Source organism: Pelagibacterium limicola (assembly GCF_015694405.1).
In the GTDB taxonomy this organism is placed as follows: domain Bacteria; phylum Pseudomonadota; class Alphaproteobacteria; order Rhizobiales; family Devosiaceae; genus Pelagibacterium; species Pelagibacterium limicola.
In genome coordinates this window covers 292,444-317,230 of the sequence record NZ_JADQDB010000005.1, presented here as the reverse complement: position 1 = coordinate 317,230, position 24,787 = coordinate 292,444, and the positions used below count along the sequence as shown (strand labels likewise).

The 24,787-nt window shown below is 62.6% G+C and carries 23 protein-coding genes; 7 read left to right on the top strand and 16 right to left on the bottom strand.

Going from position 1 to position 24,787, the window contains the following annotated elements:
- Positions 1 to 110 precede the first annotated feature (110 nt).
- Both I2G20_RS12330 and I2G20_RS12325 read left to right on the top strand, forming a co-directional pair.
- Positions 111 to 1,085 (top strand): TAXI family TRAP transporter solute-binding subunit, encoded by a 975-nt coding sequence (locus I2G20_RS12330; RefSeq protein ID WP_196260012.1) that lies wholly within the window; start codon positions 111 to 113, stop codon positions 1,083 to 1,085.
- Between the two features lie 107 nt (positions 1,086 to 1,192).
- Positions 1,193 to 3,376 (top strand): TRAP transporter permease, encoded by a 2,184-nt coding sequence (locus I2G20_RS12325; protein ID WP_246473049.1) that lies wholly within the window; start codon positions 1,193 to 1,195, stop codon positions 3,374 to 3,376.
- 41 nt (positions 3,377 to 3,417) lie between these two features.
- Here I2G20_RS12325 and I2G20_RS12320 read toward each other — a convergent pair whose 3' ends face one another.
- The 5 genes from I2G20_RS12320 to I2G20_RS12300 form a co-directional block, all read right to left on the bottom strand.
- Entirely contained in the window at positions 3,418 to 3,738 is a 321-nt protein-coding gene (locus I2G20_RS12320) for an HPr family phosphocarrier protein (RefSeq protein ID WP_196260011.1), read from the bottom strand.
- On the bottom strand, positions 3,735 to 4,133 hold the full coding sequence (locus tag I2G20_RS12315) for a PTS sugar transporter subunit IIA (protein ID WP_196260010.1): 399 nt from the start codon (positions 4,131 to 4,133) through the stop codon (positions 3,735 to 3,737). Before I2G20_RS12315 ends, I2G20_RS12320 begins: the two co-directional genes overlap by 4 nt.
- A gap of 96 nt (positions 4,134 to 4,229) precedes the next feature.
- Positions 4,230 to 4,694, bottom strand: a complete 465-nt coding sequence (locus I2G20_RS12310) for a hypothetical protein (protein WP_196260009.1) — start codon at positions 4,692 to 4,694, stop codon at positions 4,230 to 4,232.
- Positions 4,691 to 6,484, bottom strand: coding sequence for a sensor histidine kinase (locus I2G20_RS12305; protein ID WP_196260008.1), 1,794 nt, complete (start codon positions 6,482 to 6,484; stop codon positions 4,691 to 4,693). Before I2G20_RS12305 ends, I2G20_RS12310 begins: the two co-directional genes overlap by 4 nt.
- A 6-nt stretch (positions 6,485 to 6,490) precedes the next feature.
- The gene (locus I2G20_RS12300; protein ID WP_196260007.1) at positions 6,491 to 7,207 is read right to left on the bottom strand and encodes a response regulator transcription factor; all 717 of its coding nucleotides are present in this window, start codon (positions 7,205 to 7,207) and stop codon (positions 6,491 to 6,493) included.
- Between the two features lie 294 nt (positions 7,208 to 7,501).
- On the opposite strand from I2G20_RS12300, the gene I2G20_RS12295 reads away from it, so the two are divergent.
- Positions 7,502 to 9,100: a phosphoenolpyruvate carboxykinase gene (locus I2G20_RS12295; RefSeq protein WP_196260006.1), complete on the top strand. Its 1,599-nt coding sequence runs from the start codon at positions 7,502 to 7,504 to the stop codon at positions 9,098 to 9,100.
- 58 nt (positions 9,101 to 9,158) lie between these two features.
- Here the strand turns inward: I2G20_RS12295 and I2G20_RS12290 are convergent, their stop codons facing one another.
- Positions 9,159 to 9,755, bottom strand: coding sequence for a cell wall hydrolase (locus I2G20_RS12290; RefSeq protein ID WP_196260005.1), 597 nt, complete (start codon positions 9,753 to 9,755; stop codon positions 9,159 to 9,161).
- A 251-nt stretch (positions 9,756 to 10,006) separates the two neighbouring features.
- Here I2G20_RS12290 and I2G20_RS12285 point away from each other — a divergent pair, with 251 nt between their 5' ends.
- A complete protein-coding gene (locus I2G20_RS12285; protein ID WP_196260004.1) occupies positions 10,007 to 11,278 on the top strand; it encodes an MFS transporter in 1,272 nt (423 codons plus the stop codon).
- Here the strand turns inward: I2G20_RS12285 and I2G20_RS12280 are convergent.
- The 7 genes from I2G20_RS12280 to I2G20_RS12250 all read right to left on the bottom strand — a co-directional run bounded on the left by I2G20_RS12280 (position 11,273) and on the right by I2G20_RS12250 (position 19,091).
- Complete coding sequence (locus I2G20_RS12280) at positions 11,273 to 12,166, bottom strand: cation diffusion facilitator family transporter (RefSeq protein WP_196260003.1); 894 nt, start codon at positions 12,164 to 12,166, stop codon at positions 11,273 to 11,275. The genes I2G20_RS12285 and I2G20_RS12280 overlap by 6 nt on opposite strands.
- Positions 12,167 to 12,225: 59 nt before the next feature.
- On the bottom strand, positions 12,226 to 12,942 hold the full coding sequence (locus I2G20_RS12275; protein ID WP_196260002.1) for an HAD family hydrolase: 717 nt from the start codon (positions 12,940 to 12,942) through the stop codon (positions 12,226 to 12,228).
- A 56-nt stretch (positions 12,943 to 12,998) separates the two neighbouring features.
- On the bottom strand, positions 12,999 to 15,311 hold the full coding sequence (locus I2G20_RS12270) for a mechanosensitive ion channel domain-containing protein (RefSeq protein WP_196260001.1): 2,313 nt from the start codon (positions 15,309 to 15,311) through the stop codon (positions 12,999 to 13,001).
- A gap of 75 nt (positions 15,312 to 15,386) precedes the next feature.
- Positions 15,387 to 16,508, bottom strand: a complete 1,122-nt coding sequence (locus I2G20_RS12265; RefSeq protein WP_196260000.1) for a DUF2235 domain-containing protein — start codon at positions 16,506 to 16,508, stop codon at positions 15,387 to 15,389.
- Positions 16,509 to 16,606: 98 nt separating this feature from the next.
- Positions 16,607 to 16,954, bottom strand: a complete 348-nt coding sequence (locus tag I2G20_RS12260; RefSeq protein WP_196259999.1) for a YciI family protein — start codon at positions 16,952 to 16,954, stop codon at positions 16,607 to 16,609.
- A 107-nt stretch (positions 16,955 to 17,061) separates the two neighbouring features.
- Complete coding sequence (gene lepA / locus I2G20_RS12255) at positions 17,062 to 18,876, bottom strand: translation elongation factor 4 (protein ID WP_196259998.1); 1,815 nt, start codon at positions 18,874 to 18,876, stop codon at positions 17,062 to 17,064.
- A gap of 53 nt (positions 18,877 to 18,929) precedes the next feature.
- On the bottom strand, positions 18,930 to 19,091 hold the full coding sequence (locus I2G20_RS12250) for a hypothetical protein (RefSeq protein WP_196259997.1): 162 nt from the start codon (positions 19,089 to 19,091) through the stop codon (positions 18,930 to 18,932).
- Between the two features lie 93 nt (positions 19,092 to 19,184).
- On the opposite strand from I2G20_RS12250, the gene I2G20_RS12245 reads away from it, so the two are divergent.
- The 3 genes from I2G20_RS12245 to I2G20_RS12235 are packed head-to-tail and all read left to right on the top strand — an operon-like array spanning position 19,185 to position 21,886.
- Positions 19,185 to 20,072, top strand: a complete 888-nt coding sequence (locus I2G20_RS12245) for a LysR substrate-binding domain-containing protein (protein WP_196259996.1) — start codon at positions 19,185 to 19,187, stop codon at positions 20,070 to 20,072.
- Between the two features lie 24 nt (positions 20,073 to 20,096).
- Positions 20,097 to 21,077: an iron exporter MbfA gene (gene mbfA / locus I2G20_RS12240; RefSeq protein ID WP_196259995.1), complete on the top strand. Its 981-nt coding sequence runs from the start codon at positions 20,097 to 20,099 to the stop codon at positions 21,075 to 21,077.
- Positions 21,074 to 21,886, top strand: a complete 813-nt coding sequence (locus I2G20_RS12235) for an alpha/beta fold hydrolase (protein ID WP_196259994.1) — start codon at positions 21,074 to 21,076, stop codon at positions 21,884 to 21,886. Before mbfA ends, I2G20_RS12235 begins: the two co-directional genes overlap by 4 nt.
- Here I2G20_RS12235 and yihA read toward each other — a convergent pair.
- The 3 genes from yihA to rnpA are packed head-to-tail and all read right to left on the bottom strand — an operon-like array spanning position 21,883 to position 24,763.
- The gene (yihA, locus tag I2G20_RS12230) at positions 21,883 to 22,500 is read right to left on the bottom strand and encodes a ribosome biogenesis GTP-binding protein YihA/YsxC (protein ID WP_196260103.1); all 618 of its coding nucleotides are present in this window, start codon (positions 22,498 to 22,500) and stop codon (positions 21,883 to 21,885) included. The two genes, I2G20_RS12235 and yihA, sit on opposite strands and share 4 nt — an antisense overlap.
- Before the next feature lie 60 nt (positions 22,501 to 22,560).
- A complete protein-coding gene (yidC, locus tag I2G20_RS12225) occupies positions 22,561 to 24,402 on the bottom strand; it encodes a membrane protein insertase YidC (protein ID WP_196259993.1) in 1,842 nt (613 codons plus the stop codon).
- Positions 24,403 to 24,406: 4 nt separating this feature from the next.
- Positions 24,407 to 24,763 carry a ribonuclease P protein component gene (gene rnpA, locus I2G20_RS12220; RefSeq protein ID WP_246473048.1) on the bottom strand — a complete coding sequence of 119 codons (357 nt, stop codon included), beginning with the start codon at positions 24,761 to 24,763 and terminating at the stop codon, positions 24,407 to 24,409.
- Between the last annotated feature and the right edge of the window lie 24 nt (positions 24,764 to 24,787).

Here is a 24,787-nt window from a genome sequence, read left to right as displayed (position 1 = left end):
TGTTGCGCGCGGGCCACTCCAGGGCGTTGATTGCGGCCATGTCCGGCTCCGGCAAACCGGGGACCGGATGGGCATCATGCCCAGCGACCAAATCCTATGGGAGGATATCGATGCGTCTTCTTTCTCTTGCCGCGCTCGCGGCAGCGACAGCGCTTGCCGCAAGCCCGGCCTTTGCACAGGACCGCGAGGGCTGGCCCTCGAGCCTGACCATCGGCACCGCGAGCCAGGGCGGCACCTACTTCATCTACGGCACCGGGCTCGGTGGGCTGATTACCGAGGAACTCGGCATCAACGCCTCCGGTGAAGTGACCGGCGGCCCGGTTCAGAACGCAACGCTCGTCGAGACCGGCGATCACCAGATCGGGCTTGTCACCATGGGCCCGGCCTATGAAGCCTGGGTTGGGGAATCCGAACTTGCGCCCGGCCTTGAGCACAAGAACCTGCGTGCGCTGTTCCCGATGTACCAGACGCCGTTCCAGGCGGTCGCGCTGACCTCCTCGGGCATTTCGAACGTTGCCGACCTTGACGGCAAGCGCGTCTCGGTCGGTCCCGCCGGTGGCACCGCTGCGACCTACTGGCCGCGCTTTTTCGAGATCGTGGGCGTGTCTCCCGATGTGTCTTATTCGGGCGCCAACGACGCGGTGAGCCAGGTCAAGGATGGTCTGATCGATGCCTTCGCCTTCGCCGCCGGCGTGCCGATCGCGGCCTTTGCCCAGATCGCGGCTGAAAACGAAGTGAATATCTTCAGCTTCACCGAAGAACAGCGCGGCCAGATCCTTCAGGCCCGGCCCGAGCTCGCTGCGTTCGACGTTCCCGCAGGCACATATCAGGGCTTTGACGAACCCGCCCTGACCATCGCCCTCTGGAATTTCGCGGTCACCCATGCCGACCTGCCCGAGAGCCTCGCCTACGAGATTACCAAGCTCGTCATGGAAAACACCGAGCGCATGGTGCAGATCCACGCGACGGCGGCCGAAACCGTTCCGGCAAATGTGGATAAAAACACCTTCCTGCCGTATCATCCCGGGGCTGTCCGCTACTTCGATGAAATCGGCGTGGAGATCCCGGCTGAACTGCGCGGCTAACAAGCGCGGAACCTTCCGGTAAAACTTGCGGGTGGCAGTTGCTCTGCCACCCGTTTCTGCAGGAACCGATTGAGCGGCCGCGCTTACGCGGCCTGGGAGGAGATCAGATGGTTCAGACCGAAAAGACGGCGCAGGCAACCGATGCAGGCCCGATGATCGCCAAGGGCGTCGACGAGGAGCCGCTTGCCACCAACCAGCGCGACCTCAGCGGGCGCCTGAACTGGTTTCTCGTCGCCTTGTGCATTGCCTATACGGGCTTTCACGTCGCGATCATGAACCTCTACCCGCTTGAAACGTGGACCTATCGTATGATCCACCTCTCGGGCGGGTTGTTCCTCGGTTTCGTCATCTATTCTGCGCTGAGCCTCAAGCCCGATGCCGAAAATCAGGCGGCAAAACGGAGCCCGCTCGAACTGGCCCTCGCGGGGGCCGGCATTCTGGGCGTCGGCTATGGCCTCGCGATGGTGGTTTTCGCCTGGGGCGGGCTGTGGTTTGCCGGTGTGCGCGCACCGCAGGCATTTGTTTTCCAGACCTTCGGCATTCCCCTTCTGGTCGGTACGGTTGCCGCACTCGTTGCCGGCTGGTTCTTCCCCGAGCGCGCCAAGTCGCGCGTCCACTGGAGCGACTGGGTGCTGGCAGCGGCATCGATCGCCGTGCTGGGCTACATCCTGTTCAATGTTGGGCCGATCCGCTTGCGCGCCGGCACGGCGCTGGCGCAGGCCCCCGATTTCTATGCCGCGCTGGTCGGCGTGATCCTCATTCTTGAATTGACCCGGCGTGTGGCCGGGCTTGCGCTCGTGATCATTGCAGGCGTCTTCATTGCCTATTCCTTCCTTGGTCCCTGGCTGCCGGGGTTTTTGACCCATCGCGGCTATTCGCCCGAACGGTTCTTCACCTACATCTTTACCGACCAGGGAATTCTCGGCGACCCGATTGCCGTCTCCTCGACCTATATCATCCTCTTCATCACTTTCGCGGCCTTCCTCCAGGCCTCGCGCGTGGGCGACTATTTCGTCAATTTCGCCTTCGCCATGGCCGGTGGCTGGCGCGGTGGGCCGGCAAAGGTCGCGGTCTTTGCCTCGGGCCTGATGGGGATGATCAACGGCACTTCGGCGGGCAATGTCGTCTCCACCGGTTCGCTCACCATTCCCCTGATGAAGAAGGTCGGCTATCCCGCGCGCAGCGCCGGCGCCATCGAGGCGACGGCCTCCTCGGGCGGACAGATCCTGCCCCCGATCATGGGCGCGGGTGCCTTCATCATGGCCGAGGTCACCGGCATCCCCTATACCGACATCGTGGTTGCCGCGATCATCCCTGCGGTGCTCTATTTCGTTTCGGTCTATCTGATGGTGGATCTCCAGGCCCTCAAGCTGGGCATGAAGGGCCTGCCCAAGAGCGAGTTGCCCAAATTCGCCGTTCTGGCCAAGCAAGCCTACCTGTTCCTGCCCATCATCATCCTCATCTATACGCTTTTTGCGGGTTATTCGGTGATCCGCGCCGGCACGATGGCGATGGCCTCGGCGGCCGTGGTTTCATGGCTCACGCCCTACAAGATGGGCCCGCGCGCGGTGCTCAAGGCGCTGGAACTCGCCGCCAAGATGAGCATCCAGCTCGTCGCGGTGTGCGCGGCGGCGGGCGTCATTGTCGGCGTCATTGCTCTCACCGGCGTCGGCGCACGGTTCTCCTCGCTGCTCCTGGGCATTGCCGAACAGAACCAGATCTTTGCCCTGTTCTTTGCCATGTGCATATCGATCATCCTCGGCATGGGCATGCCGACCACGGCGGCCTATGCGGTTGCCGCGGCGGTGGTTGCGCCCGGACTGATCCAGCTCGGCATCCCGGTGCTGATCGCCCACTTTTTCGTCTTCTATTATGCGGTGATGTCGGCCATCACCCCGCCCGTGGCGCTCGCCGCCTATGCGGGGGCCGGGCTATCGGGGTCCGACCCCATGAAGACCTCGGTGGAAGCGTTCAAGCTCGGCCTTGCCGCATTCGTCGTGCCTTTCATGTTCTTTTATTCGCACGAACTGCTCATGCAGGGCGAATGGCACGAAATCCTCCATGTCTTCATCACCGCGCTGCTGGGCATCCTGCTGCTCTCCTCCGCAGTCCAGGGCTATTTCTTCGGCAACCTCGGCAAACTCCTGCGCGTCGTGCTGCTCGCGGGCGCGCTGGCCATGATCCAGGGTGGCTGGATGTCCGATATCGTGGGGCTCGGCGTGGGGCTGGCGGTGTTTGTCTACCAGAAGCGCTTCGTGAACGCGCGCACGCTCGTCAGAGGCTCGGACTGATTAAGCTCCCCGTTCGCGCGCCATGCGCGGACGGGGCTTCCTCAATCCTCGGCGCGGGCAGCGCCCTCGCTATCTTCGTCGAAGCCGTTGTTGACGAGGTCGGTCAGCGCTTCGATGGCCTGGCGGGCCTCCCGGCCCGTCGCCTGGACGAGAATGGTCGAACCCGGACCGGCCGCGAGCATCATCAGCCCCATGATCGAGGTGCCGCCCACCGTAACCCCGTCGCGCGTGACGGTGACATTGGCATCGAAATAATCGGCGATATGGACGAACCGCGCCGAAGCACGCGCATGCAGGCCGCGCTTGTTGCAGATCGTCAGGCGCTGGCAGATTGCGCGGTCGGTTTCGCCGGTTGTGCTCATTTGCCCAGAACGTCGTTGGCCACGTTGATATATTTGCGCCCCGCCTCCTGCGCAAGGCGCACGGCATCGCGCATCTCGGTCTCGCCCCGGATGCGGGCGAGCTTGACCAGCATGGGCAGGTTGAGCCCGGCAATGACCTCGATATTGCGGTCCTGCATCACGGAGATTGCAAGATTCGAGGGCGTGCCTCCGAACATGTCGGTGAGGATGACGACCCCCTTGCCGTCATCGACGGTTTCGACCGCCTTGATGATGTCGTTGCGACGGCCTTCCATGTCGTCGTCCGGACCGATCGATACCGCAGCGACAGCCTCCTGGGGGCCGACGACGTGCTCAAGCGCAGATTGGAATTCTTCAGCCAGTCTGCCGTGGGTCACAAGGACCATGCCAATCATGGGGTTATCTAATCCCTGTAGTTTGAACCGGCCCACCGCGACATGTCCGGAGTGTTGACCGCGCCGCCGCGCGTTTCAAGCCTTTTCGGGAAAAATTCACGCGATCCCGGCACCGAGCGCCCTGAGCGCGGCATGAACGAGAAACCGCTGATGCAGCCCGTCGATCTGCCCGCGCCGGGGCACGGGGCAACGCGGCACCCAGATGCCGTGTATCTTCGTGGTCATTTCCGATTCCTCGAGCAGGCGATGCTCCTGGTCGACCAGGTCGACCACCAGATGTACATGCGCCGATTGGGCATAGGGCAGGGTGATGATCCCGCGCCCGCGCAATTCGATCATCCCCGCAATGGTGGGAACCGGCTCCATCACGAGCCCGTCCTCGTCGGTCGAGAGCAGAACCCGATCGTCCGAGATCAGCAGCGCGGTTTCGCCCCGCAGCCGCGCCTGTTCGATAAGGTCGAGCGCCAGAAGCGATTTACCCGCTCCCGAAACGCCTGTGAGCAGAATGCCGTGATCGCCGATGAGGATTCCCGTGCCGTGAGTGTTATGCTTTTCCGTCACGTCTTCGCTTTCGGTAAGGTTAGAGTGAACACGGCGCCGGTCCTCCCGTCATCCCTGTTTCCTGCTTCTAGCGTGCCTTTATGCGCCTGTGCAATCTGGCGTGAGATCGAAAGCCCCAATCCCGAGTGATCTCCAAAGGATTCGGTTTCCGGACGGTCGGTATAAAAACGCTGGAACACCTTTTCGGTGTCCGCGATCCCCCGCCCCTCGTCCGTGACCCGCGCAATCACGCGATCACCCTCGATCGCGACAAGAACCTCGACCGTGCCGCCTTCGGGCGAAAATGAAACCGCATTGTCGATGAGATTGGTGAAGATCTGGGCCAGCCGCGTGTCATGGCCGAGCACCAACGGCCCGCCCTTTCCCTTTTTCTCCGCGAACACCACCGAAACCCCGCGGTTGGCCGCAAGGTCGGACTGGATGGCGACGATGGCCTGCGCCAGCCCCGCGATGTCCACGGGCTCGGTATTCTCGCGCGCCAGCTCGGCATCGATCCGGCTTGCGTTGGAAATGTCGGAAATCAGCCGGTCGAGCCGGCGCACATCGTGCTGGATGATTTCGACCAGCCGTTGGCGATCGGCGGCTTTCTTGGCCAGCGGCAGGGTTTCGACGGCGCTGCGCAGGGAGGTCAGGGGGTTCTTGAGCTCGTGCGCAACATCGGCGGCGAAACGCTCGATGGCGTCGATCCGGTTGTAGAGCGCGTTGGTCATGGCGCGCAGCGAGCCGGAAAGATGTCCGATCTCGTCGGACCGGTCGGTGAAATCGGGAATTTCCTCGCGCGCGGTCATCGACGCCTGGACGCGCTCGGCCGCCGCCGAAAGCCGCCGCATCGGCCCCGCGATCGTCCCGGCCATCAGCGCCGAAAGCGAGCCGGTGACGAGCGCTGCAACGAGCGCGATCCTCAGGATCGACCAACGCTCCTGGGAGACGATCGCATCGATATCCCCAGGCGAGGTCGAGAGCAGCAATACGCCCACCACCGAACGCTGGCGCTGCACCGGCACGGCCACCGAAACCACGAGCTGGCCGCGCGCATCGACGCGCACGATATCGGCGGGCGAACCCGTAAGAGCGGAGGCGACCTCGGGATAGCGCAGCCCCTCGGTCGCGGGATAGTCCTGATAGAGCGGATAGGTGCCCCCCGGCAGGAAGCGCGCCACCCAGTTCCAGGCATCGAAAAGAAAAAACCCGGTGCCGTTGGTCTGGGGGGGCGGGCCGGGGGCGCGCAGGATTTCCCCGCTGGCGAAGATGTCGTTGGAATCGAGGATCATCATGCCGTCGCGGTCGTATATCCGCGCGCGGGTTCGGGTCGGGGCAACGATATTGCGCAGAAGCGGGGCCACGCGCTCGGGATTGATGGGAAACTCGAGCGTGGGGTCGAAAAACGAAAAGGGCGAGGAAAACTCGCCCATATAGAGATCGAGCAGCCGGTCCGGATTGACTTCGATGACGTTGGAATCGGCGGTGGCCGAAGCCGCGACGGCGGCCGAAATGATCTCGCCCTGCACGCGCAGCGATTGCACCCGCACGTCGATCAGCCCGGCGCGGAAGGTATTGAGATACATGATCCCGGAGACCAGCGCCGCGAGCGCGACGAGGTTGAGGATGACAATCCGGCGGGTGAGCGAGGAAAAGAAGGTGAAATTTATGAGCCGCCCCAGGCCCCGGAAAAAGGCGAACACCGGACGCAGCAGCGGTTTGCGCGCGGCACGGCGCTCGGCGGCCGCGCGCGCCTTTTCCTCTGCCTTTGAGGGCGGAGGGGTATCTTCGATGGTCTCGGTTACGTCCAAGCCGGACTATTGCTCCTTGAAGCGGTATCCCACCCCATAAAGGGTTTCGATCATGTCGAAGGCCTGATCCACGCTTTTGAACTTCTTGCGAAGGCGCTTGATGTGGCTGTCGATCGTCCGGTCGTCAACATAGACCTGATCGTCATAGGCGGCATCCATGAGGGCATTGCGGCTCTTGACGACCCCCGGGCGCTGGGCGAGGGCCAGAAGAATCAGGAATTCGGTGACCGTCAGGGTCACGCGCTGCCCCTTCCAGGTGCAGGTGTGCCGCTCCTGATCCATGATCAGCGCGCCGCGTTCGATTGAGGAGCGTACCCCGCTGTCCTCGCCATTGGCGGGCGCCGGGCTGGTCTCCTTGGGCGCGGCGGCGCGTCGCAGCACGGCCTTGACGCGCTCGACGAGCAGGCGCTGGGAAAACGGCTTGGTGATGAAATCGTCCGCGCCCATCTTGAGCCCGAACAATTCGTCGATCTCCTCGTCCTTGGAGGTCAGGAAGATCACCGGGACGTCCGATTTCTGGCGCAGGCGGCGCAAGAGTTCCATGCCGTCCATGCGCGGCATCTTGATGTCGAGGATGGCGAGATCAGGCCGGTCGTTGGTCAGGCCCTCGAGGCCAGAGGCGCCGTCGGTATAGGTTGCGACATTGTAGCCCTCGGCTTCAAGCGTCATCGAGACCGAGGTGAGAATGTTGCGATCGTCATCGACGAGAGCGATTTTGGGCATGCATTTTCCTTCGTGTTTGCCGCGCGGGATGCCAGCCGATGGGGGGGCTCCGCAGGCGCCGGAATTGCCGTCACAATTGGTCGACCTCGTTTTGGCCCCTATATTACGCGGAAAATAAGGCAAGGCCAATTGGTTCCCTTTCGACCGTGTGGAGGGCTCCCGCCCTCGCTGGCTAGACAAACGTCTTACGACCCATTGCCAGATGGTCCTTTGGCGCCCTGGCCGGGTAATCTGCGCACCACATTGGCGGAGCCGGGACGGCTTTGCCGACCAACACGTGCCCAGAGTTTTTCGATGACAAAAGTGACGTGCCAGAGCCTTGCTACCGACCTCGCCCGCAAAGCGGGGACGGTCCATTTCAACGACGCCGCGCCTGCCCTAGTCGAGGCTGCGATTGCGCGCAAGGAAGGCTCCTTGAGCGTCGATGGCGCCTTTGTCACCGATACCGGCCAGTTCACCGGCCGCTCGCCCAAGGACAAGTTCATCGTTCGCGACGAATTGACTGAAAAGCTGGTCTGGTGGGACAACACCGCCGCGATGAGCCGCGAGAACTTCGATGCGCTTCTGGCTGATTTCACCGCCGGCCTCGAAGGCGCCGAGCTCTTCTGCCAAGAGCTTTACGCCGGTGCCGATCTCAAGCATCAGCTCAACGTGAGCGTACTGACGCCTTCGGCCTGGCATGCGCTCTTCATCCGTAACCTCCTGATCCGCCCGGCCCGCGCGGCGCTCGAGGGGTTCGCGCCCGACGTCACCATCATTCACAACCCCGCATTCAAGGCCGACCTGGAAAAGCACGGAACGCGCAGCGGGACCGTCATCGCGCTCGATCTGTCGCGCAACATCGTCCTCATCGGCGGCACGGCCTATGCGGGCGAAATCAAGAAATCGGTCTTCTCGCTCTTCAATTTCCACGCCCCCTCGCAAGGGGTGCTGCCCATGCACTGCTCGGCCAATACCGGCAAGGGCGGCGACACAGCGCTCTTTTTCGGGCTTTCAGGAACGGGCAAGACGACGCTTTCGACCGATCCCGAACGCGTGCTGATCGGGGACGACGAGCACGGCTGGTCCGAGGACGGCGTCTTCAACCTCGAGGGTGGGTGCTACGCCAAGACGATCAATCTCTCGGAAAAGAACGAGCCCGAAATCTTCGGGGCGACCAAGGCCTTCGGGACGGTGCTCGAAAACGTCGCAATGGACGCGCAAAGCCGCGAGCTCGATTTCAACGATGGCTCGCGCACTGAAAATACCCGCGCCGCCTACCCGCTTTATGTGCTCGATAACGTTTCGCGCACGGGGACGGGCCAGACGCCGACCAACATCGTGCTTTTGACCGCGGATGCATTTGGGGTCTTGCCCCCGATCGCGCGGCTGAGCCCCGAACAGGCGATCTATCACTTCCTTTCGGGCTATACTGCCAAGGTTGCGGGGACCGAGCGCGGCGTGACCGAGCCCGAGGCGACCTTCTCGGCCTGCTTCGGCGCGCCGTTCATGAGCCTCCACCCCACCGTCTATGGCCGGATGCTGAAAAAGCGCATCAGGGAAAGCCTCGCCGAGTGCTGGCTCCTCAACACCGGCTGGACAGGCGGCCCCTATGGCGTTGGCAAGCGCATTTCGATCAGGGACACGCGCGCCCTGCTCAACGCGGCGCTGTCGGGCGCGCTCGTCAACGTGCCCTCACGGATTGATCCCGTTTTCGGCTTTAAGGTGCCGGTCGAGGTGCCGGGCGTCGAAAGCCGGCTCCTCGACCCGCGCGAGACCTGGGCCGACAAGGGCGCCTACGACCGTCAGTCGGCAAGGCTCGTCGGGCTGTTCGAAACCAATTTCGAGAAGTTCGCCGCAGCGGACGCCCAGATCGCGGAAGCCGGCCCGCGTCTTGCCGTCGCGGCGGAATAGAAAAGCCTATCTCGCAAACCCAGAGCCCCGGACACGTCCGGGGCTTTTTTCTTGTCGCCTAATAAAAGATATGCGCCCCGATGGTCGCCACCGCGACATAGGCGGAGGCCCAATTGGGCTGGACCGTTGTGGTGTGGAAGTGCATCGCGGTGGTCAGCCCGTCTTCGTGGCGGACGCCGCGCAGGTGCTTGTTATAGGCGATCCGGGCGATGAGGTGGGACTTGACCCAGGATTCCCGGTCGAGCGTATTGCCATGGCCCCCATCGTCGGGCCGCCCGTCGCAGGCAAACGAGAACTGGCAGCGATTGATGAGGTGGGCGTTCTGGAACACCACGCCGCAGACGCTGCTGGGATATTGCCGCGAATCGACCCGGTTGAGGATCACCGATGCGACGGCCCATTGCCCCGCTTCCGGCTCGCCGCGTGCCTCGTGATAAACGGCTTGCCCCAAGCAATAGATTTCCTTGGACGCGAAGGCCTTGCGCTCTTCGGTCAACTGGAACTGAGGAGAGGCGACGTAATGGGCGACGAGTTCGGGCGTCAGAGTGTCCTGGGCGAGAGGTGCAGTCGCGGCAAAGGCAAGAAACGGCATCGCGAGGGCGGCTGCCCTCAGCCGCGCAAAAACCACTCTTATGGCGTTGCCACCCCGCGCCATCGTCTGTCCCAAGCCCTTGTCTTGCGCACCGCGCCTTGATCGGCACGGCCTGCTTTGTTGGTTCGCCTTTTAACCAGACCTTAGTATTAACGCGATATTAAGCTTAATCAATGGTTAACACGATCGGGCCACCGGTTCTGGCGGGTCTTGCTTAAGGGGCGGGCGTGTCGGTTTTGTTAGCCGGAATGCGGGCATTTAACCTAATTTGCCTTGCTGGCCGGGGGCCGTTGGCGTAGGGAGCGAGGCACACCATGTCTCTTCTCGCCCCCGCTCCGCCCCTCTCCGAACTTCAGCCCCGTCAGATCCGGTGGATCGCTGGCGGCTATGTCTCAATGCTGTCCTCGCTGGCGGGGCAGACCTTTTTCATCGCGCTGTTCGGCGCGCATATCCGGTCCGAGTTCGGCCTGAGCGACGGCCAGTTCGGATTGCTCTATACGCTGGCAACGCTCGGTTCCGCCATGTGCCTTGTTGCGGCCGGACGCATGGCCGACAAGATACCGGCGGCCATTGTGGGCAGCGGGGCGACGTTGAGCCTTGCGCTTGTCAGCCTTCTGATGGGACTGGCAGGCGAAATCTGGATGCTGGGGCTGGCACTGTTCGGTTTGCGCTTCTTCGGGCAGGGCCTTTTGACACTGAACGCGATCACCGCATTGGGCCGCTGGTTCAACCGTTTCCGTGGCCGCGCGCTGGCCCTGGCTCAATTGGGATTTTCGACCGGCGAGGCGGTATTGCCCTTTGCCGTGGCGCTTGGGATCGCGGGATTGGGCTGGCGCACGGTGTGGTTCGTGACGGCCGGCGCGCTTGCCCTGGTGCTCGCGCCGGCGATCCTGTGGTGCTTTGCCAATCCGCCCGACGGCAAAAAGGCCAGGGCGGCCGGCCTCGTCAATCCCGACAGCGGGGCCGAGCGCCTGACGGGTGGCCATTATACGCGCCGGCGTGTGCTGGCCCTTCCCCTGTTCTGGATCGTCATGATGGGGGTGGCGACCAGCCCGGCCATAAGTACGGCCATCTTTTTCCACCAGATGCACCTGATTGGCGAAAAAGGCTGGGATCTCCTGATCTTTGCCGGGTTCTTTCCGGTCATGGCCGCAAGTTCCATCATCGCCTCGCTGGGAACGGGCTGGTTGATCGACCGTTTCGCCGCCTACCGGCTCATGCCGATTTTTCTTCTGCCGCTGGGCACGTGCTGCCTCGTGATTGCGCTCCTGACGCCGGTCTGGACCATCCCGGTGTTCTTCTTTCTTCTCGGCCTGTCCAACGGCATGGTCGGCACGACGATCAGCGCGCTGTGGGCCGAACTTTTCGGCACGGTTCATCTGGGCGCGGTCCGCGCGATGGTGACGGCGGGTACGGTTCTGGCTTCAGCCATTGGCCCGGGGATTGTGGGCGGTTTTATCGATCTTGGCTTTTCGCTGCCCGGGCAAGGCTTCGCGCTTGCCGCCTATTGCTTTGCCATCAGCGTCTTTTATTTCTTCCTGCGTGAACGGCTCCGTGCCCAGGTTGCGGCAACCGCAGCGTCATAGAACCACGATCCCCGAATGCTTGGCCTTGTGGTCGGGTTCGACATGGATCGTGACATGGGCGCCTTCGGTGGCCGTCTTGAGCGCGGCTTCGATCCGGTCGCAAATCCCGTGCGCCGTCTCGACGCTCATCTCGCGCGGGACGACGAGGTGGAAATCGATGAAGGTCACCGGCCCGGCGCGCCGGGTCCTGACATCGTGGGCTTCGAGCGCACCTTCGGCGCTTTTCTTTATGGTCTGGCGGATGGTTTCGAGTTCCTCGGGGGGGACCGCCACGTCCATCAGCCCGCCGACCGAACGGGCGACAAGCGTCGATCCTGACCACAGGATGTTGGTCCCGACCAGAACGGCGATGATCGCGTCGAGAATCTGCCATCCGCTCACGATAGCGATCCCGAGCCCGACGATGACGCCGACCGACGAAAGAACGTCCGTCCAAAGGTGCCGTCCGTCAGCTTCAATGGCCGGCGAGCGCAGCTTGCGTCCCATCCGGATCAATACAGCACACCACGCGCCGTTGATCGCCGTCGCGGCAAGGACGATGGCGATACCCTCGCCTGAAAGATCGACCGGCTGGGGATCGGCGATCGCCTGCCACGACTGGTGGAAGATCAGAAGGGCGGCGATGAGAATGAAAATGCCTTCGAGGACTGCCGAGAAATATTCGGCCTTGTGGTAGCCATAGGGGGCCGTTGCATCGGCCGGCCGGGCGGCGAGACGCACCGCAATCAGGGCCGCGAAGGCGGCAACCACGTTCACCACGCTTTCGAGCGCATCCGAGAGCAGCGCCACCGACCCGGTGATCTGCGCCGCCCAGAACTTGAGCGCAAGCACTGCAATGCCGACAACGATCGAGCCGATGGCCAGGTGGACCGGTGAGGTGTTGAACATCGGCGGGTCTCGCAACAAAACGGGTGTCGCAAACCCTTATGCGAGTGGCGTTTCCCTGTCTATCCCTTTGTTTTTACTTGCAAATGAGATTGCAAACGAGTTGCAGAACGCGGGGTGGACGCAAAGGAGGCGTGCGCATGTTCGAGGGTCTCGATGACCAGGTGACAAAGGGCGGCGATATCCTCGGTCGGGTGGACGAGGTCGGGCACCATGATGGTGCGCATGCCCGCCGCATGGGCGGCCCTGACGCCCGCATGGGAGTCCTCGAAGGCCACGCAATGCCTGGGCAGGGCCCTCAGCCGCTCCGCCGCCGTCAGGTAGGGCTCGGGATGCGGTTTGGGATTTTGCACATCGTCGCGGGTCACGATGGTATCGAAGGACAGGTAGATCCCGACCGCATCGAGATGGGCTTCGGCATGGGCCCGCCGCGAGGAGGTCGCAACGGCCATCGGCACGCCGTGCGTCTTGAGCGCCGCGATCAGCTCGGCGGCGCCGGGCTTTAAGGGAATCGGCGCGTCCTTCATGCGCCGGTGCATATGGACGCGACACATCTCGTCGAACCGGGGATAGGGAAAATCTTCGCCATAGGCGGCGACCAGCAGGCGCGCGGTGGATTCGTGCGAGCTCCCGACGAGCGAGTTGTGAATCGGATCGGTCATTTCGAAACCGAGCTCGCCGCAAACATCGAAGACGATGGCGCGGAAAACGGCTTCGGTATCGAGCAAGGTGCCGTCCATATCGAAGATGACGGCGTCGAAAGGGTGGGAGAGCGGCATTGAGAGACCCTTCAAAGCCGCTCAATACCGGGCCCGATGCGCCGCGTCAATGCGAACTAGCGCTCGGGGCCGGCATCGACATCGGGGAGGTCGACATCCGGTTTTCGCCGCCTGCGGCGGGCGGGCTTGGCCTCGGACGGGGTCGATTTGCGCGGCCTCTTTCTGGGTTCGGGCTCCCCATTGTCCTCGCGTGCCAAGTGGATCGGCGGGGCCTTGCCGCGCTTGTCGGTGCCGAAATAGACCGTCTGGTGCGGAAAGGGGATTTCGATGTTCCGCTCGTCGAATATGCGTTTGACGATAGCGCTGTAGGCGCGTCTGATTCCCCACTGCTTGCCGGGAAGCGTCTTGATGCGCGCACGCAGGACCACCTCGCTCGGCCCGAAGGCGTTGACGCCCATCCATTCGAACTCGGCAATGATCTGCGATTTGAAATCCGGATTGGCGCGCAGTTCTGCAAAGGCGTCGAACATGGCAGCCTTGGCTTCCTCGGTGTTCTCGCGGTAGGCGACGCCCATGTCGATGAGGGCAAAGGAGAACCCGCGCATGAAGTTCGTCACCGTATCCACCGAGGAAAACGGGATGATGTGATATGAGCCTTCGACATCGCGCAATGCCGCCGAGCGGATGGTCAGCCTTTCGACTACCCCCGAAATGCCGCCGATCGAAACGACGTCGCCGACATCGATCGCGCCCTCGAGCTGGATGAAAATCCCCGTGATGATGTCCTGCACGAGCTTTTGCGCGCCAAAGCCGATGGCAAGGCCGATCACACCGGCCGAGGCGAGCAGCGGCGCAATGTTGAGCCCCAGTTCCGACAGCACGATCATCAGCGAGACGACGAGCAGCGTGATGGTGAGCGCGTTCCGCAACAGGACGAGCAGGGTGCGTTCGCGCGCCGAGACGATGACCGCCAGTTCGGGGTTGATGCGATAATCGACCCAGGAATTGAGGACCAGCCAGGCGACGAAGGTAACGATGAGAATCAGCGCAATCGTGACGATGGCATTGGCCATGCGCCCGCCGACCTGGCTTTCGAGCAGGGCAAAAAAGTCGATGACCCCGAGCGTATGGAGGCAGAAGACGACGACCGCGGCAAAGATCGCGAAGCGCAGGGCCGACAGCGCCCGTGGCACGAAGGTGTTGAGCCGTCTTTCGAGCAGGGGCACGCGCCGGGAAAGCTCGGGTGGAAGGACGATGCCCCGCCCGATCATTTTGCCCAGCAGGTTGGAAACCACGATACCGATGACGACGGCGATGGCGATCTGCCCGTTGGCGACCAGAATCGAATAGAAATCGCCCAGTGGTCGCGTGATGGCGAGTACGCCGAGCCCGGCGAGATAGGCGAGCACCGGCATGTGCCAGTAGCGCGCGATAAAGCGCAGCGTATTGCGGTTGCGCCCTACCCCCGCTCGCCGTGCCAGCCGACGCGACACGGGGCGATTGGCCTTGAGAACGGCGGCGACGGCGAAGCCCAGCACCATCAGGAGCCCGATTACCCCGATGGCGCGCCCCGCGCCCGTCGAGATCATGCGCGAAAAGAGCGGCAGGATCAGCATCTGGCTAAAAACGAAAACACTCGTCAGCAGCCGCCCCCAGCGGATGACGGCAAGTGCGTGAGCATCCTCGAGCCGGATAAGCCTGGCTTGGGCGCGATAGGGCGAAACCAGGAATCGCAGGAAGGCCAGCGCCACCTCGATGAGGACGAAGGCGTTGAGATAGAGCGAGTGGGCAAAGCTGATATCGCCCGGATCGCCGAGCACGGAAAGCGCAACGATATAGCCGAGCGCCCAGGGCAGGACCGCCGCCCCCAGATCGAGCACGAGCGTGATGGCAAGAACGATCAGCTTTCCCAGAACGCTGTCCTCGCCAACCGTTCCCTTGATTCGGCGGCGGAAATTTCCGGTCAGGTAACGCAAGCCATAATAGCCGCCATAGGTTATGACGACAAGCGCCAGGAGGTCGACGGCGAGCGTGCCGACCAGCCGCAGATCCTGGACTGAAAGCGCCGAAAAGATCGTGGGCGCGGCAAGGATCTGCCTGCCGAGCTCGCTGAGCGACCGCCCCGTGCTTTCCGCGGCCCATTGCGTGAAATCGGCGATCTGCCCTCCGACCGACCGCAATTCGATCACGCTTTGCGGGGCAGCACCATTCCCTGCCTCGGCGGTGTCGGCCGCGCGTTCGAGCTCGGCGATCAGGCGCTGGCGCGCTTCGTCGTCGCGCAGAACCTCGATGAGCCGAGCGAGCGCTGCGTCGGTCTCGGTCTGGGCTTGGGCGGTCTGTCCTATTGCCGGACCGGCGACAAGCGCCCCGAGGCCCAGAACGATGAGGACGGCCAGAATGCGGAATGGATGGAAAAGGCGGCTGGGCATGGTGGCGTTATGCGTCGTCTCGGATCGGGAACGGATGCGGAGCCTATAGCGGTTCGCGCATTTGATGAACTCTTTTCAAGGCTTTGGCCAGAAAGGTCGCAAGGTCGCGGGACGGTAGGGCGTCCATCCGGGCGCAGCGTAGTTCATGCGGTAGATCGCCGAAGGGGAAACCTCGCAATCGGGCATCGGAGGCTTGCGCGGCGCGCGGCGATAAAGCGAGCCCATCGGCCCCTCGGGCGCGGTCATGTTGCGCAGTGGCACGAGGGGGTCGACCCGCGCGCGGTGGCGGGCCAGTGCCTCCATGTCGAAGGCGAGGCCCTGATGCTCGGCACCTTCCAGCACCCAGAGAAGCGCGTTGTCCGACAGCCCCACAATGTCCCCACCGCCGCCCACCGAACCGTGATCGCCGGGGAAATACATCTGCCGGTACTTTCCGCTCGGCGGCTTGCCGTTGAGCCTTGCGAGGTTGGTCCACAGCGAAGGCTCGAAGCTGCGCCGGTTTTCATCCACCGCCACCGCATGCCGCGCTGATCTGACGAGGCTGGAAAGGTCATGGTCGTGGAACTGGTACTTCTTGCGCGTGAAAGCCGAAACGATCGGCAGATGCGCCGGAATGCCAAGCGCGCCAACCGTATCCCAGACCCCGACATAACTTAGCGCAATCAGGTTCAGCGCCGCGGCCTCCGCTTCGGGCATGCCATGCCTGACATACCAGGGCCTGTCCGAAGGTTTGGTCACCAGCCCCGGAGAGTTGACCGCGCGGAAGGCGCGTGCCGTATCGTCGTCGGGATGCACATCGTAGCGTTTGTAGAAATCGAAGACGTCGCGGATCGCGCGGCCGTTGGCGCGCGGAACGATGCCGCATTTGCGGATCATCCCGGCCAGCGAGCGGGCGGTATAGGCCCCGCGCGAAAATCCGAAGATGTAGATCTCGTCGCCGGGCTCATAGTTGAAAATGAGGAACCTGTAGGCCGCCGCGATCTTGGCCAGAAGCCCGAGCCCGAAAGCGCCTGCGAGCCACGCCTCCATCCGTCCCAGCGCCGGCGAAGTACCTACGCCTTCATCGTAGAAGGTGAGTTGCTCGATCCCCGTTTCGTCGCGCGGCAGGACGGATTGCGCCGCAAGCACCACGTTGGACGGGTACTCGGCGCTCATCCTGTTCCATGTGCCGTCGCAGAAAACCGCCAGCCGTTTCATCCAAGCTCCCCTGGCCCGGGGAAGAAACTAGCACGATTTCACAATGGCTGTCGTGGCCGGCTGGCGGGAAAGCGGGTTGGCGGGCACCCTAGAAAGGGTCAGCCGAGCCCGTCGCCAAGTTCGATCACTTCAACCTCGCCTTCCCATTCGGGCCAGTGCTGGCGGTGAATCTCGAGAAAATCACGCGTGAAGGCGATCATTTCCTCGTCGCTGTCGAGCTCGTACATCGCATAGCCCGCAATGACTTCCTTGGTCTCGGTATAGGGGCCGTCCAAGGTGAGCTTGCCCCCGCGCACGCGGCCGATGCCGGTCTTGAACATGGGACCGCCGGCTAAAAGCTTGGCGCCGGCCTCCGCGCTCTGCTTGTCGATGGCCTCGAAAAGCGCCGCAGGCGGCTCACCAAGCGCTTCGGGATTGGTGGTTCTGACGATACCGATATATTTCATGGTTGATGCTCCGATGGCGGCCCGGGATTGGACCCGAACGCAGGACGGCGCGCAAGCATCGAAGCCGACAATTCGCCACCGGACTTTTTTCCGGCATTTTCGTGCCGTTACTGGTCGCCCATCTTGAGGGCCTTGATGAAGGCTTCCTGCGGGATTTCGACCTTGCCGAACTGGCGCATCTTCTTTTTCCCCTCTTTCTGCTTTTCGAGCAGTTTCCGTTTGCGCGTGGCGTCGCCGCCATAGCATTTGGCGGTCACGTCCTTGCGCAGCGCCCGCACGGTCTCGCGGGCGATGATGCGGCCCCCGATGGCGGCCTGGATGGGGATGACGAAGAGGTGGGGCGGGATCAGCTCCTTGAGCTTTTCGCACATCTGCCGCCCGCGATATTCGGCGGCCGAGCGGTGGACGAGCATCGAGAGCGCATCGACCGGCTCGGCATTGACGAGAATGCTCATCTTGACCAGATCGCCTTCGCGATAATCGGAAAGCTGGTAGTCAAAGCTCGCATAGCCCTTGGAGATCGATTTCAGCCGGTCGTAGAAATCGAACACCACCTCGTTGAGCGGCAGGTCGTATTCGATCATCGCCCGGTTGCCGACATAAGAGAGATTGGTCTGGATGCCGCGCCGGTCCTGACAAAGTTTGAGGATCGCCCCGAGATAGTCGTCGGGCGTGAGGATGGTTGCCTTGATCCATGGCTCGCGAATCTCGGCGATCTTGACGACGTCGGGCATGTCGGCCGGATTGTGCAGCTCGATCTCGGTGCCGTCGGTCATCTGGATCTGATAGACCACCGAAGGGGCAGTGGTGATGAGATCGAGATCGAATTCGCGTGCGAGGCGTTCCTGAATGATCTCGAGGTGCAGGAGCCCCAGGAACCCGCATCGGAAGCCGAACCCGAGTGCGGCCGAGGTTTCCATCTCGAATGAAAAGCTCGCATCGTTGAGCCTGAGCTTGCCCATGGCGGCGCGCAGATCCTCGAAATCGGAAGCATCGACCGGAAAGAGCCCGCAGAAGACGACGGGCTGGGCGGGCCGGAAGCCCTCGAGCGGGGTATCGGTGGGCTTGCGGTCGTCGGTGATGGTGTCGCCGACATTGGTATCTGCAACCTCCTTGATCGAGGCTGTAAAAAAGCCGATCTCGCCAGGACCGAGTTCGCCCACATCGACCAGCTTGGGGGTGAAGACACCCACGCGGTCGAGCTCATAGGCCGCTCCGGTCGCCATCATGCGGATCTTCTGGCCCTTCCGTATCCGCCCATCGATGACGCGAATGAGCACGACGACGCCGAGGTAGAGATCATACCAGCTGTCGACCAGCAGCGCCTTCAATGGCGCGTCCTCGTTGCCTTTGGGCGCGGGCAGCCGCTCGACGATGGCGGCGAGAACCTTTTCGATTCCCAGCCCCGTCTTGGCCGAAATCTCGACGGCGTCGGAGGCATCGATTCCGATGACGTCCTCGATCTGCTGCTTGACGCGCTCGGGCTCGGCGGCAGGTAGGTCGATCTTGTTGAGGACCGGGACAATCTCGTGATTGACCTCGATGGCGTGATAGACATTGGCCAGCGTCTGGGCTTCGACGCCCTGCGCCGCATCGACCACCAGAAGCGAGCCTTCGCAGGCTGCCAGCGAGCGGTTGACCTCGTAGGCGAAGTCCACGTGGCCCGGCGTATCGATGAGATTGAGCACGTAATGCTGGCCATCGGTATGCTCATATTCGAGCCGCACCGTCTGCGCCTTGATGGTGATGCCGCGCTCGCGCTCGATGTCCATCGAATCGAGCACCTGCTCTTTCATCTCGCGCGCATCGAGCCCGCCGGTCATCTGGATCAGACGGTCGGCAAGCGTCGATTTCCCGTGGTCGATATGCGCGACGATCGAGAAGTTGCGGATGTGGGTGAGCGGCGTTTTCGGCTTTGTCATGGGGCTAGCGTTTACCAGCAAGCCCCATGCTGGGGAAGATGGTTTATCGCCACTTAACGCCGCGTTTCACGCCGATTTTCAGGCCTCGGGGGATGCCAGGCCGGAAGGTCGGCCCATTCGCGCAAGGTGAGGTAATCGGGCAGGGCGTTCGAGCATTCGGTCCGGGGCGCAAAATAGATCGGCGAGGTAAGAAGTTTCCGGATAAGCTTAAACATTTTCTCGTCTCCAACTTGAACGTTGAAGCATTTTCCGCTCGTTTATCGGTCATCTCAATCGACAAGCTCTCAAGCTTGCTTTAGAAAAACTATATGCGCGACGAACTGGCCATTCCCCTCAATGCTTTGCGGGCCATCCAAACGGTGGCGCGGCTGGGCGGTCTCTCGGCGGCGGCAGAGGTGCTGGGCGTGACGCCGGGGGCGGTAAGCCAGCACATCCGTCGCGCCGAAGAACGGGCCGGCCTCTTGTTGTTCGAGCGAACCCCGCGGGGACTGATTCCGACGCCCGCCTTGACAGAGCTGCTGCCTCAATTGCGTTCCGGCTTTGAGATGCTGGCCTCGGCCAGCGCGCGGCTGGTGGCCGATGAAGGACAGGTGCTCAACGTGACGCTCGGCAACGTTTCCGCGTCGCGCTGGCTGGTGTGGCGGCTTTCAAGGTTCTATGCCGCCCATCCCGATATCGAGGTGCGGCTCCTGCCGACCGACAAGCTTGTCGATCTCTCGCGTCCCGATATCGATTGCGGCATCCGTTTCGGACGCGGTGACTGGCCAGACGTTGACGCGGTCAAGCTGGCGCGGGCGCGGGTGTTCCCGGTCTGCGCACCTGCGCTGGCGGAAAAGCTCAAGGCCCCCGGCGACCTCGCCCGGGTGCCGGTCATTTGCGACATGATGACGATGTTGTCCTGGGCCGATTGGCTCGAAGCCGCCGGCGTGGCGGGATTGCCGCTCAACGGCCCGGTCTATGCCGACCCCGCCCTGTCCTTCGATGCGGCGACGGCTGGGGAGGGCGTGCTGCTGGCGGTCGGCATCATGGCCGATTATGCGCTCAAGCATGGGCAGCTGGTGCGGCCCTTTGCGCAAAGCGTCGAGCCGGCCAATGGCTATTGGTTCGCAACGGCAAAGGGGCGGCAATTGCCGTCCCGCACGCGAAAATTCCGGGCCTGGCTGATAGACGAGATGGCCGGTTCTAGTTTAGAATAGTTCTAAACTTCACGGAGTTTCGTCATGCTCGCCCGCGTTCTCTCCTCCAAGCGCGACTTTTCCTCCCTGTCCGAACGCGAGATCCTGGCCCTCGCCATCTCATCCGAAGAAGAGGACGGGCGCATTTATGCAGCCTATGCCGACCGGCTGCGGTCCGACTACCCTGCCTCGGCGGCGATCTTCGAGGGCATGGCGGCAGAAGAGGATGAGCACCGGCGCAAGCTGATCGATCTCTATACCGAAAAGTTCGGCGCACATATTGTGCCGATACGGCGCGAGCACGTGCGCGGCTTTTTCACCCGCAAGCCCGTTTGGCTGATGTCCGAGCTCGACATCGAGATCGTTCGCGCGCAGGCGCGCGACATGGAACAGGGCGCAGCCCGATTTTACGCCGAGGCCATCAAGCGCACCGCAGACTCCGCGATCCGCAAGCTGCTCGGTGACCTCGAGCGCGAAGAGCGCGGGCATGAGCGCGCCGCTGAAGCGCTCGAGACCGCCCATCTCGACCCGCAAGCGCGCGAGACCGAGCAGCAATCGGCCCACAAAAAGTTTCTCCTCACCTATGTCCAGCCCGGCCTTGCGGGCCTGATGGACGGTTCGGTCTCGACTCTCGCCCCGATCTTTGCCGCTGCTTTTGCCACCGGCGACACCTGGACGACGTTTCTCGTGGGGCTTGCCGCATCGGTCGGTGCGGGGATTTCGATGGGCTTTACCGAGGCGGCAAGCGACGATGGCAGGCTGACCGGGCGCGGCTCGCCCGTAAAGCGCGGCTTTGCCTCGGGCATCATGACGACAATTGGCGGGCTCGGCCACGCCCTGCCCTATCTCATCGCCGACTTCTGGACAGCGACAACGATTGCGACCATCGTGGTCTTTATCGAGCTATGGGCTATCGCCTATATCCAGAAGCGATTCATGGACACGCCCTTCTGGCGTGCCGTCCTGCAAGTGGTGCTGGGTGGCTCGCTGGTCTTTGCGGCAGGCATACTGATCGGGAGCGCATGAAATCTGAACTCCGCTTCGAACGCGTGACATCCTCGAGCGACGGGGTTGAACTCGTCTGGTTCGATTATGGCGAGCCGGGCGGCCGTACCCTCGCGCTGGTTCACGGGTTGGCGGCGGGCGCCGACCAGTTTGATGCCGACGCGCGGCATTTTGCCGGCAAGGGGTTCCGCGTCATCGTGCCGGATCTGCGCGGGCATGGGCGCTCGGGCAAACCCGCATCCAAGGACTATTCGATCGCGCGGATGGCGCAAGACCTCCTCGAAATCTTCGAGGATGCCGGTGCAGGGCCGATCGATTATGTCGGCAATTCCCTGGGCGGAATCCTGGCGCTGCATCTGCTCAAGGATCACGCGACCTGCTTTAATACGCTGACCACATTCGGCACCGCGCCGGCGCTCAACCTCCCAGGTTTCACGAGCGCGCTCATTCCACTGAGCTATCGGCTGGCTGGAAAGACGGTTGTTTCCCGATTGACCGCGCACGTGACCACGCCGGCAAGGGAGGGCCGCGAGGTCGTGGCGGCGCTGATCCGCACGTTCGATCCCGAAGTTGGCAAGGCGGTCGGCGGCGTGGTGTCGCGATACGACCTCAGCGCCAATGTGCTCGCCTGCAAAAAGCCGCTGCTCATCATTCGCGGGGCCCGGGACCGGGCTGTCAATCGGAAGCTCGATCCTGCGCTTGCTGCGCTCGACGCGCTGCCCAATGTGACCATCGTGCGCATGGACGGAGCCGGGCACTGCGCCAATCTCGACCAGCCCGAGTTGTTCAGGCAGACCGTGCTCGATTTTATTGCGGGCCAGCCCGACTAGTTGGGAAGGAACGCCGCGATTTCCGCTCGCAGCCGGTCGATCCCCTCTGCTTTTTCGCTTGAGGTGACGATGATCTCGGGATGCGCGGCAGGGCGCTTGGCAACTGATTTGACGCAAGCCTCGATGATGCCCTCAAGGGCCTTCCCGGTCAGCTTGTCGGCCTTGGTCAAGACGATCTGGTAGCTGACGGCGGCCTTGTCGAGCTCGTTCATGACCGTTGCGTCATTGGCCTTGGGTCCGTGCCGCGCATCGACGAGAACGTAGACCCGGCGCAGATTGGGGCGGCCGCGCAGGAACTGGTGGATGAGCTTGTTCCACTTCTCGACCGCCGGCTTGGGCGCCTTGGCAAAGCCGTAACCCGGCATGTCGACAATCCGCATCCCGCCCTGTTCGGGCGCAAAGAGATTGAGCTCCTGCGTGCGACCCGGCGTATTGGACGTGCGCGCGAGCGCCCGCTGGCCGACAAGCGCGTTGATGAGCGAGGACTTGCCCACATTGGAGCGACCCGCGAAGGCAACTTCCACCACGTCATCGGCAGGCAGATCGGAAACACGCACGCACCCCTTGAGAAAAACCCAGGGGCGGGCAAAGAGCAGGCGAACGGTTTCTGGAATCTCGGACATGGGCCACCAATAGCAGAAAGGCCGGTCTCCCGGCCCTTCTTTTCGTCTTTTCTATTCCGCAGCCTTGGGCTTGCGCTTGAAACTGTTCTTTATGTTGCCCAGAAGGTCCACCTCGACGCCGTGGCGCTTCATGATGAACCATTGCTGGACGATCGAAAGGAAGTTGTTCCACGCCCAGTAGATCACCAGACCGGCCGGGAAGGTCGCCAGCATGAAGGTGAAGATGATCGGCATCAGCCCGAAAATCATCTGCTGCGTCGGATCGGTCGGGGGCGGGTTCAATTTCATCTGCACCCACATGGTGACACCCATGATGAGCGGCCAGACGCCCACCTGCAGGAACGGCCCGATGATCGGCACGATCGTGGGGTCGTAGGGCAGGAGCCCGAAGAGGTTGAAGATCGTCGTGGGGTCCTGCGCCGCAAGGTCCTGAATCCAGCCAAAGAACGGCGCGTGCCGCATTTCGATGGTAACGAACAGGACCTTGTAGAGCGCAAAGAACACCGGAATCTGGATCAGGATCGGCCAGCAGCCCGAGAGCGGATTGATCTTCTCGGTCTTGTAAAGCTCCATCATCGCCTGCTGCTGGGCGGCGCGGTCATCCTTGTGCTTTTCCTGGATCTCCTTCATCTGCGGCTGCACGCGCCGCATGTTGGCCATGGAGGCATAGCTCTTGTTGGCCAGAGGGAAGAAGATCGCCTTGATGATCACCGTCACCGCAAGGATGGCGAGACCGAAATTGCCCAGGATCTGGTGCAGGAACCGGATAACGATGAACATGGGCTTGGTGATGAAGTGGAACCAGCCCCAGTCGATCAGAAGCTCGAACCGGTCGATTGTATAGGCGCGCTCGTAAGAATCGATGATCGCCTCGACCTTGGCCCCGGCAAAGGCAAGGCTCGTATGTTCCGCCGATCCGCCGGCCGGCGCGACGACGGCCGTCTGGGACACGAAATTGGCGCGATAATCGTCAAGATTGCCGTTGCGGGTCGAATGGAAGAACCGCGCGTTGACCGTCTCTGTCTGATCGGGAATGATCGCCGTGGCCCAATATTTGTCGGTAAAGCCCAGCCAGCCGCCGGTCGAGACATAATCACGCTGGCGATCGCCCTGCAGGTCGCCATAGCTCATCTCGACGAGGTTGGCGGCGCCCAGGACACCGATCGGGCCTTCATGGAGAATGAAGAAATTCTGCGTCCACGGTGTATAGAGCCGCATGATGCGCGAATAGGGATAAAGCGCCACTTCGCTGGCTCCGGTATTGGTCACGCTCTGGGTGACCGTGAAGAGATAATGGTCGTCGACAGTGATTGTGCGGCGGAACACGAGGCCTTCGCCATTGTCCCATACCAGCGTTACCGGCGAATTGGCGGTAAGAGTTTCCCCGCTCTCGAGCGCCCACTCCGTCTGCCCGTTGGGCAGCGCAACGGTGCTGCCCGAAGGCGCGACCCAACCATGCTCGAGGAAATAGGGTTCAGGCGACCCGGCTGGCGAAAGCAGGGTGATGGTCGGGCTGTCGGGCTCGATGGTTTCGCGGTAGTTCACGAGATGGAGATCGTCGATCCGCGCGCCCACAAGATTGATGGAGCCCGAAACCGACGGTGTCTGGATGGCGATGCGCGGGCTGGCGGCGAGCGCGGCGTCACGCGTCGCAAAGGTCGTGATATCGGACGTCGGCGCTGCCGTTCCGGCGGGCGCTACAGCGCCCGGCTCTCCTGCAGGAGCGGCGATGTCGAGGCTGTCCGGCGCCTGCTGTGCCGCCTGTTGCTCGGCGGCAAGTTCGGCCTGGCGTTGCGCCTGCTCGAGCTGCGGGCCCGCGATGAAATATTGCCAGCCAAAGAGCACAACCATGCTCAGGACGATGGCCAGGATCATGTTGCGTTGGTCGTTCATGGCTCTATTTCAATACCCGCTCGCCCTTGGGCCGTTGTCTCTCGTGAATGCGTTCGATGGAGCCCGAAAGTTCGGCCACGAGCACATTGAAGGGTTCATTTAAGGCCTCACGCCGTCCGATCAAGACATAATCGTGACCTGCGACAAGCTTGCCGCTCACCTTTGCGACAGCCGCGCGCAGTCGGCGCTTGATCCTGTTGCGCTCCGGGGCGTTACCGGTCTTCTTGGTGACCGTATATCCGACCCCCGGGATTGCTTGCTCGACCGTTGCTGCCTGCAACACAAAACCGCGCCGGGCTACCCTCGTGCCCCGCGCGGCTTTTACAAACTGTGCCCGTTTCGTAAGGCGCCTCAGCGACAAGCCAGGCCCTCCGGCGCAAAGCCG

Bases quoted from the DNA above. Each gene is read 5' to 3' on its own strand.
- I2G20_RS12280 (WP_196260003.1), bottom strand. From the start codon at position 12,166: ATGTTCAACACCTCACCGGTCCACCTGGCCATCGGCTCGATCGTTGTC.
- I2G20_RS12275 (WP_196260002.1), bottom strand. From the start codon at position 12,942: ATGCCGCTCTCCCACCCTTTCGACGCCGTCATCTTCGATATGGACGGC.
- I2G20_RS12325 (WP_246473049.1), top strand. From the start codon at position 1,193: ATGGTTCAGACCGAAAAGACGGCGCAGGCAACCGATGCAGGCCCGATG.
- I2G20_RS12315 (WP_196260010.1), bottom strand. From the start codon at position 4,133: ATGATTGGCATGGTCCTTGTGACCCACGGCAGACTGGCTGAAGAATTC.
- mbfA (WP_196259995.1), top strand. From the start codon at position 20,097: ATGCTCGCCCGCGTTCTCTCCTCCAAGCGCGACTTTTCCTCCCTGTCC.
- lepA (WP_196259998.1), bottom strand. From the start codon at position 18,876: ATGACAAAGCCGAAAACGCCGCTCACCCACATCCGCAACTTCTCGATC.
- I2G20_RS12320 (WP_196260011.1), bottom strand. From the start codon at position 3,738: ATGAGCACAACCGGCGAAACCGACCGCGCAATCTGCCAGCGCCTGACG.
- I2G20_RS12290 (WP_196260005.1), bottom strand. From the start codon at position 9,755: ATGGCGCGGGGTGGCAACGCCATAAGAGTGGTTTTTGCGCGGCTGAGG.
- I2G20_RS12300 (WP_196260007.1), bottom strand. From the start codon at position 7,207: ATGCCCAAAATCGCTCTCGTCGATGACGATCGCAACATTCTCACCTCG.
- I2G20_RS12245 (WP_196259996.1), top strand. From the start codon at position 19,185: ATGCGCGACGAACTGGCCATTCCCCTCAATGCTTTGCGGGCCATCCAA.
- yidC (WP_196259993.1), bottom strand. From the start codon at position 24,402: ATGAACGACCAACGCAACATGATCCTGGCCATCGTCCTGAGCATGGTT.
- I2G20_RS12295 (WP_196260006.1), top strand. From the start codon at position 7,502: ATGACAAAAGTGACGTGCCAGAGCCTTGCTACCGACCTCGCCCGCAAA.
- I2G20_RS12260 (WP_196259999.1), bottom strand. From the start codon at position 16,954: ATGAAATATATCGGTATCGTCAGAACCACCAATCCCGAAGCGCTTGGT.
- I2G20_RS12235 (WP_196259994.1), top strand. From the start codon at position 21,074: ATGAAATCTGAACTCCGCTTCGAACGCGTGACATCCTCGAGCGACGGG.
- I2G20_RS12285 (WP_196260004.1), top strand. From the start codon at position 10,007: ATGTCTCTTCTCGCCCCCGCTCCGCCCCTCTCCGAACTTCAGCCCCGT.
- I2G20_RS12250 (WP_196259997.1), bottom strand. From the start codon at position 19,091: ATGTTTAAGCTTATCCGGAAACTTCTTACCTCGCCGATCTATTTTGCG.
- I2G20_RS12265 (WP_196260000.1), bottom strand. From the start codon at position 16,508: ATGAAACGGCTGGCGGTTTTCTGCGACGGCACATGGAACAGGATGAGC.
- I2G20_RS12270 (WP_196260001.1), bottom strand. From the start codon at position 15,311: ATGCCCAGCCGCCTTTTCCATCCATTCCGCATTCTGGCCGTCCTCATC.
- I2G20_RS12330 (WP_196260012.1), top strand. From the start codon at position 111: ATGCGTCTTCTTTCTCTTGCCGCGCTCGCGGCAGCGACAGCGCTTGCC.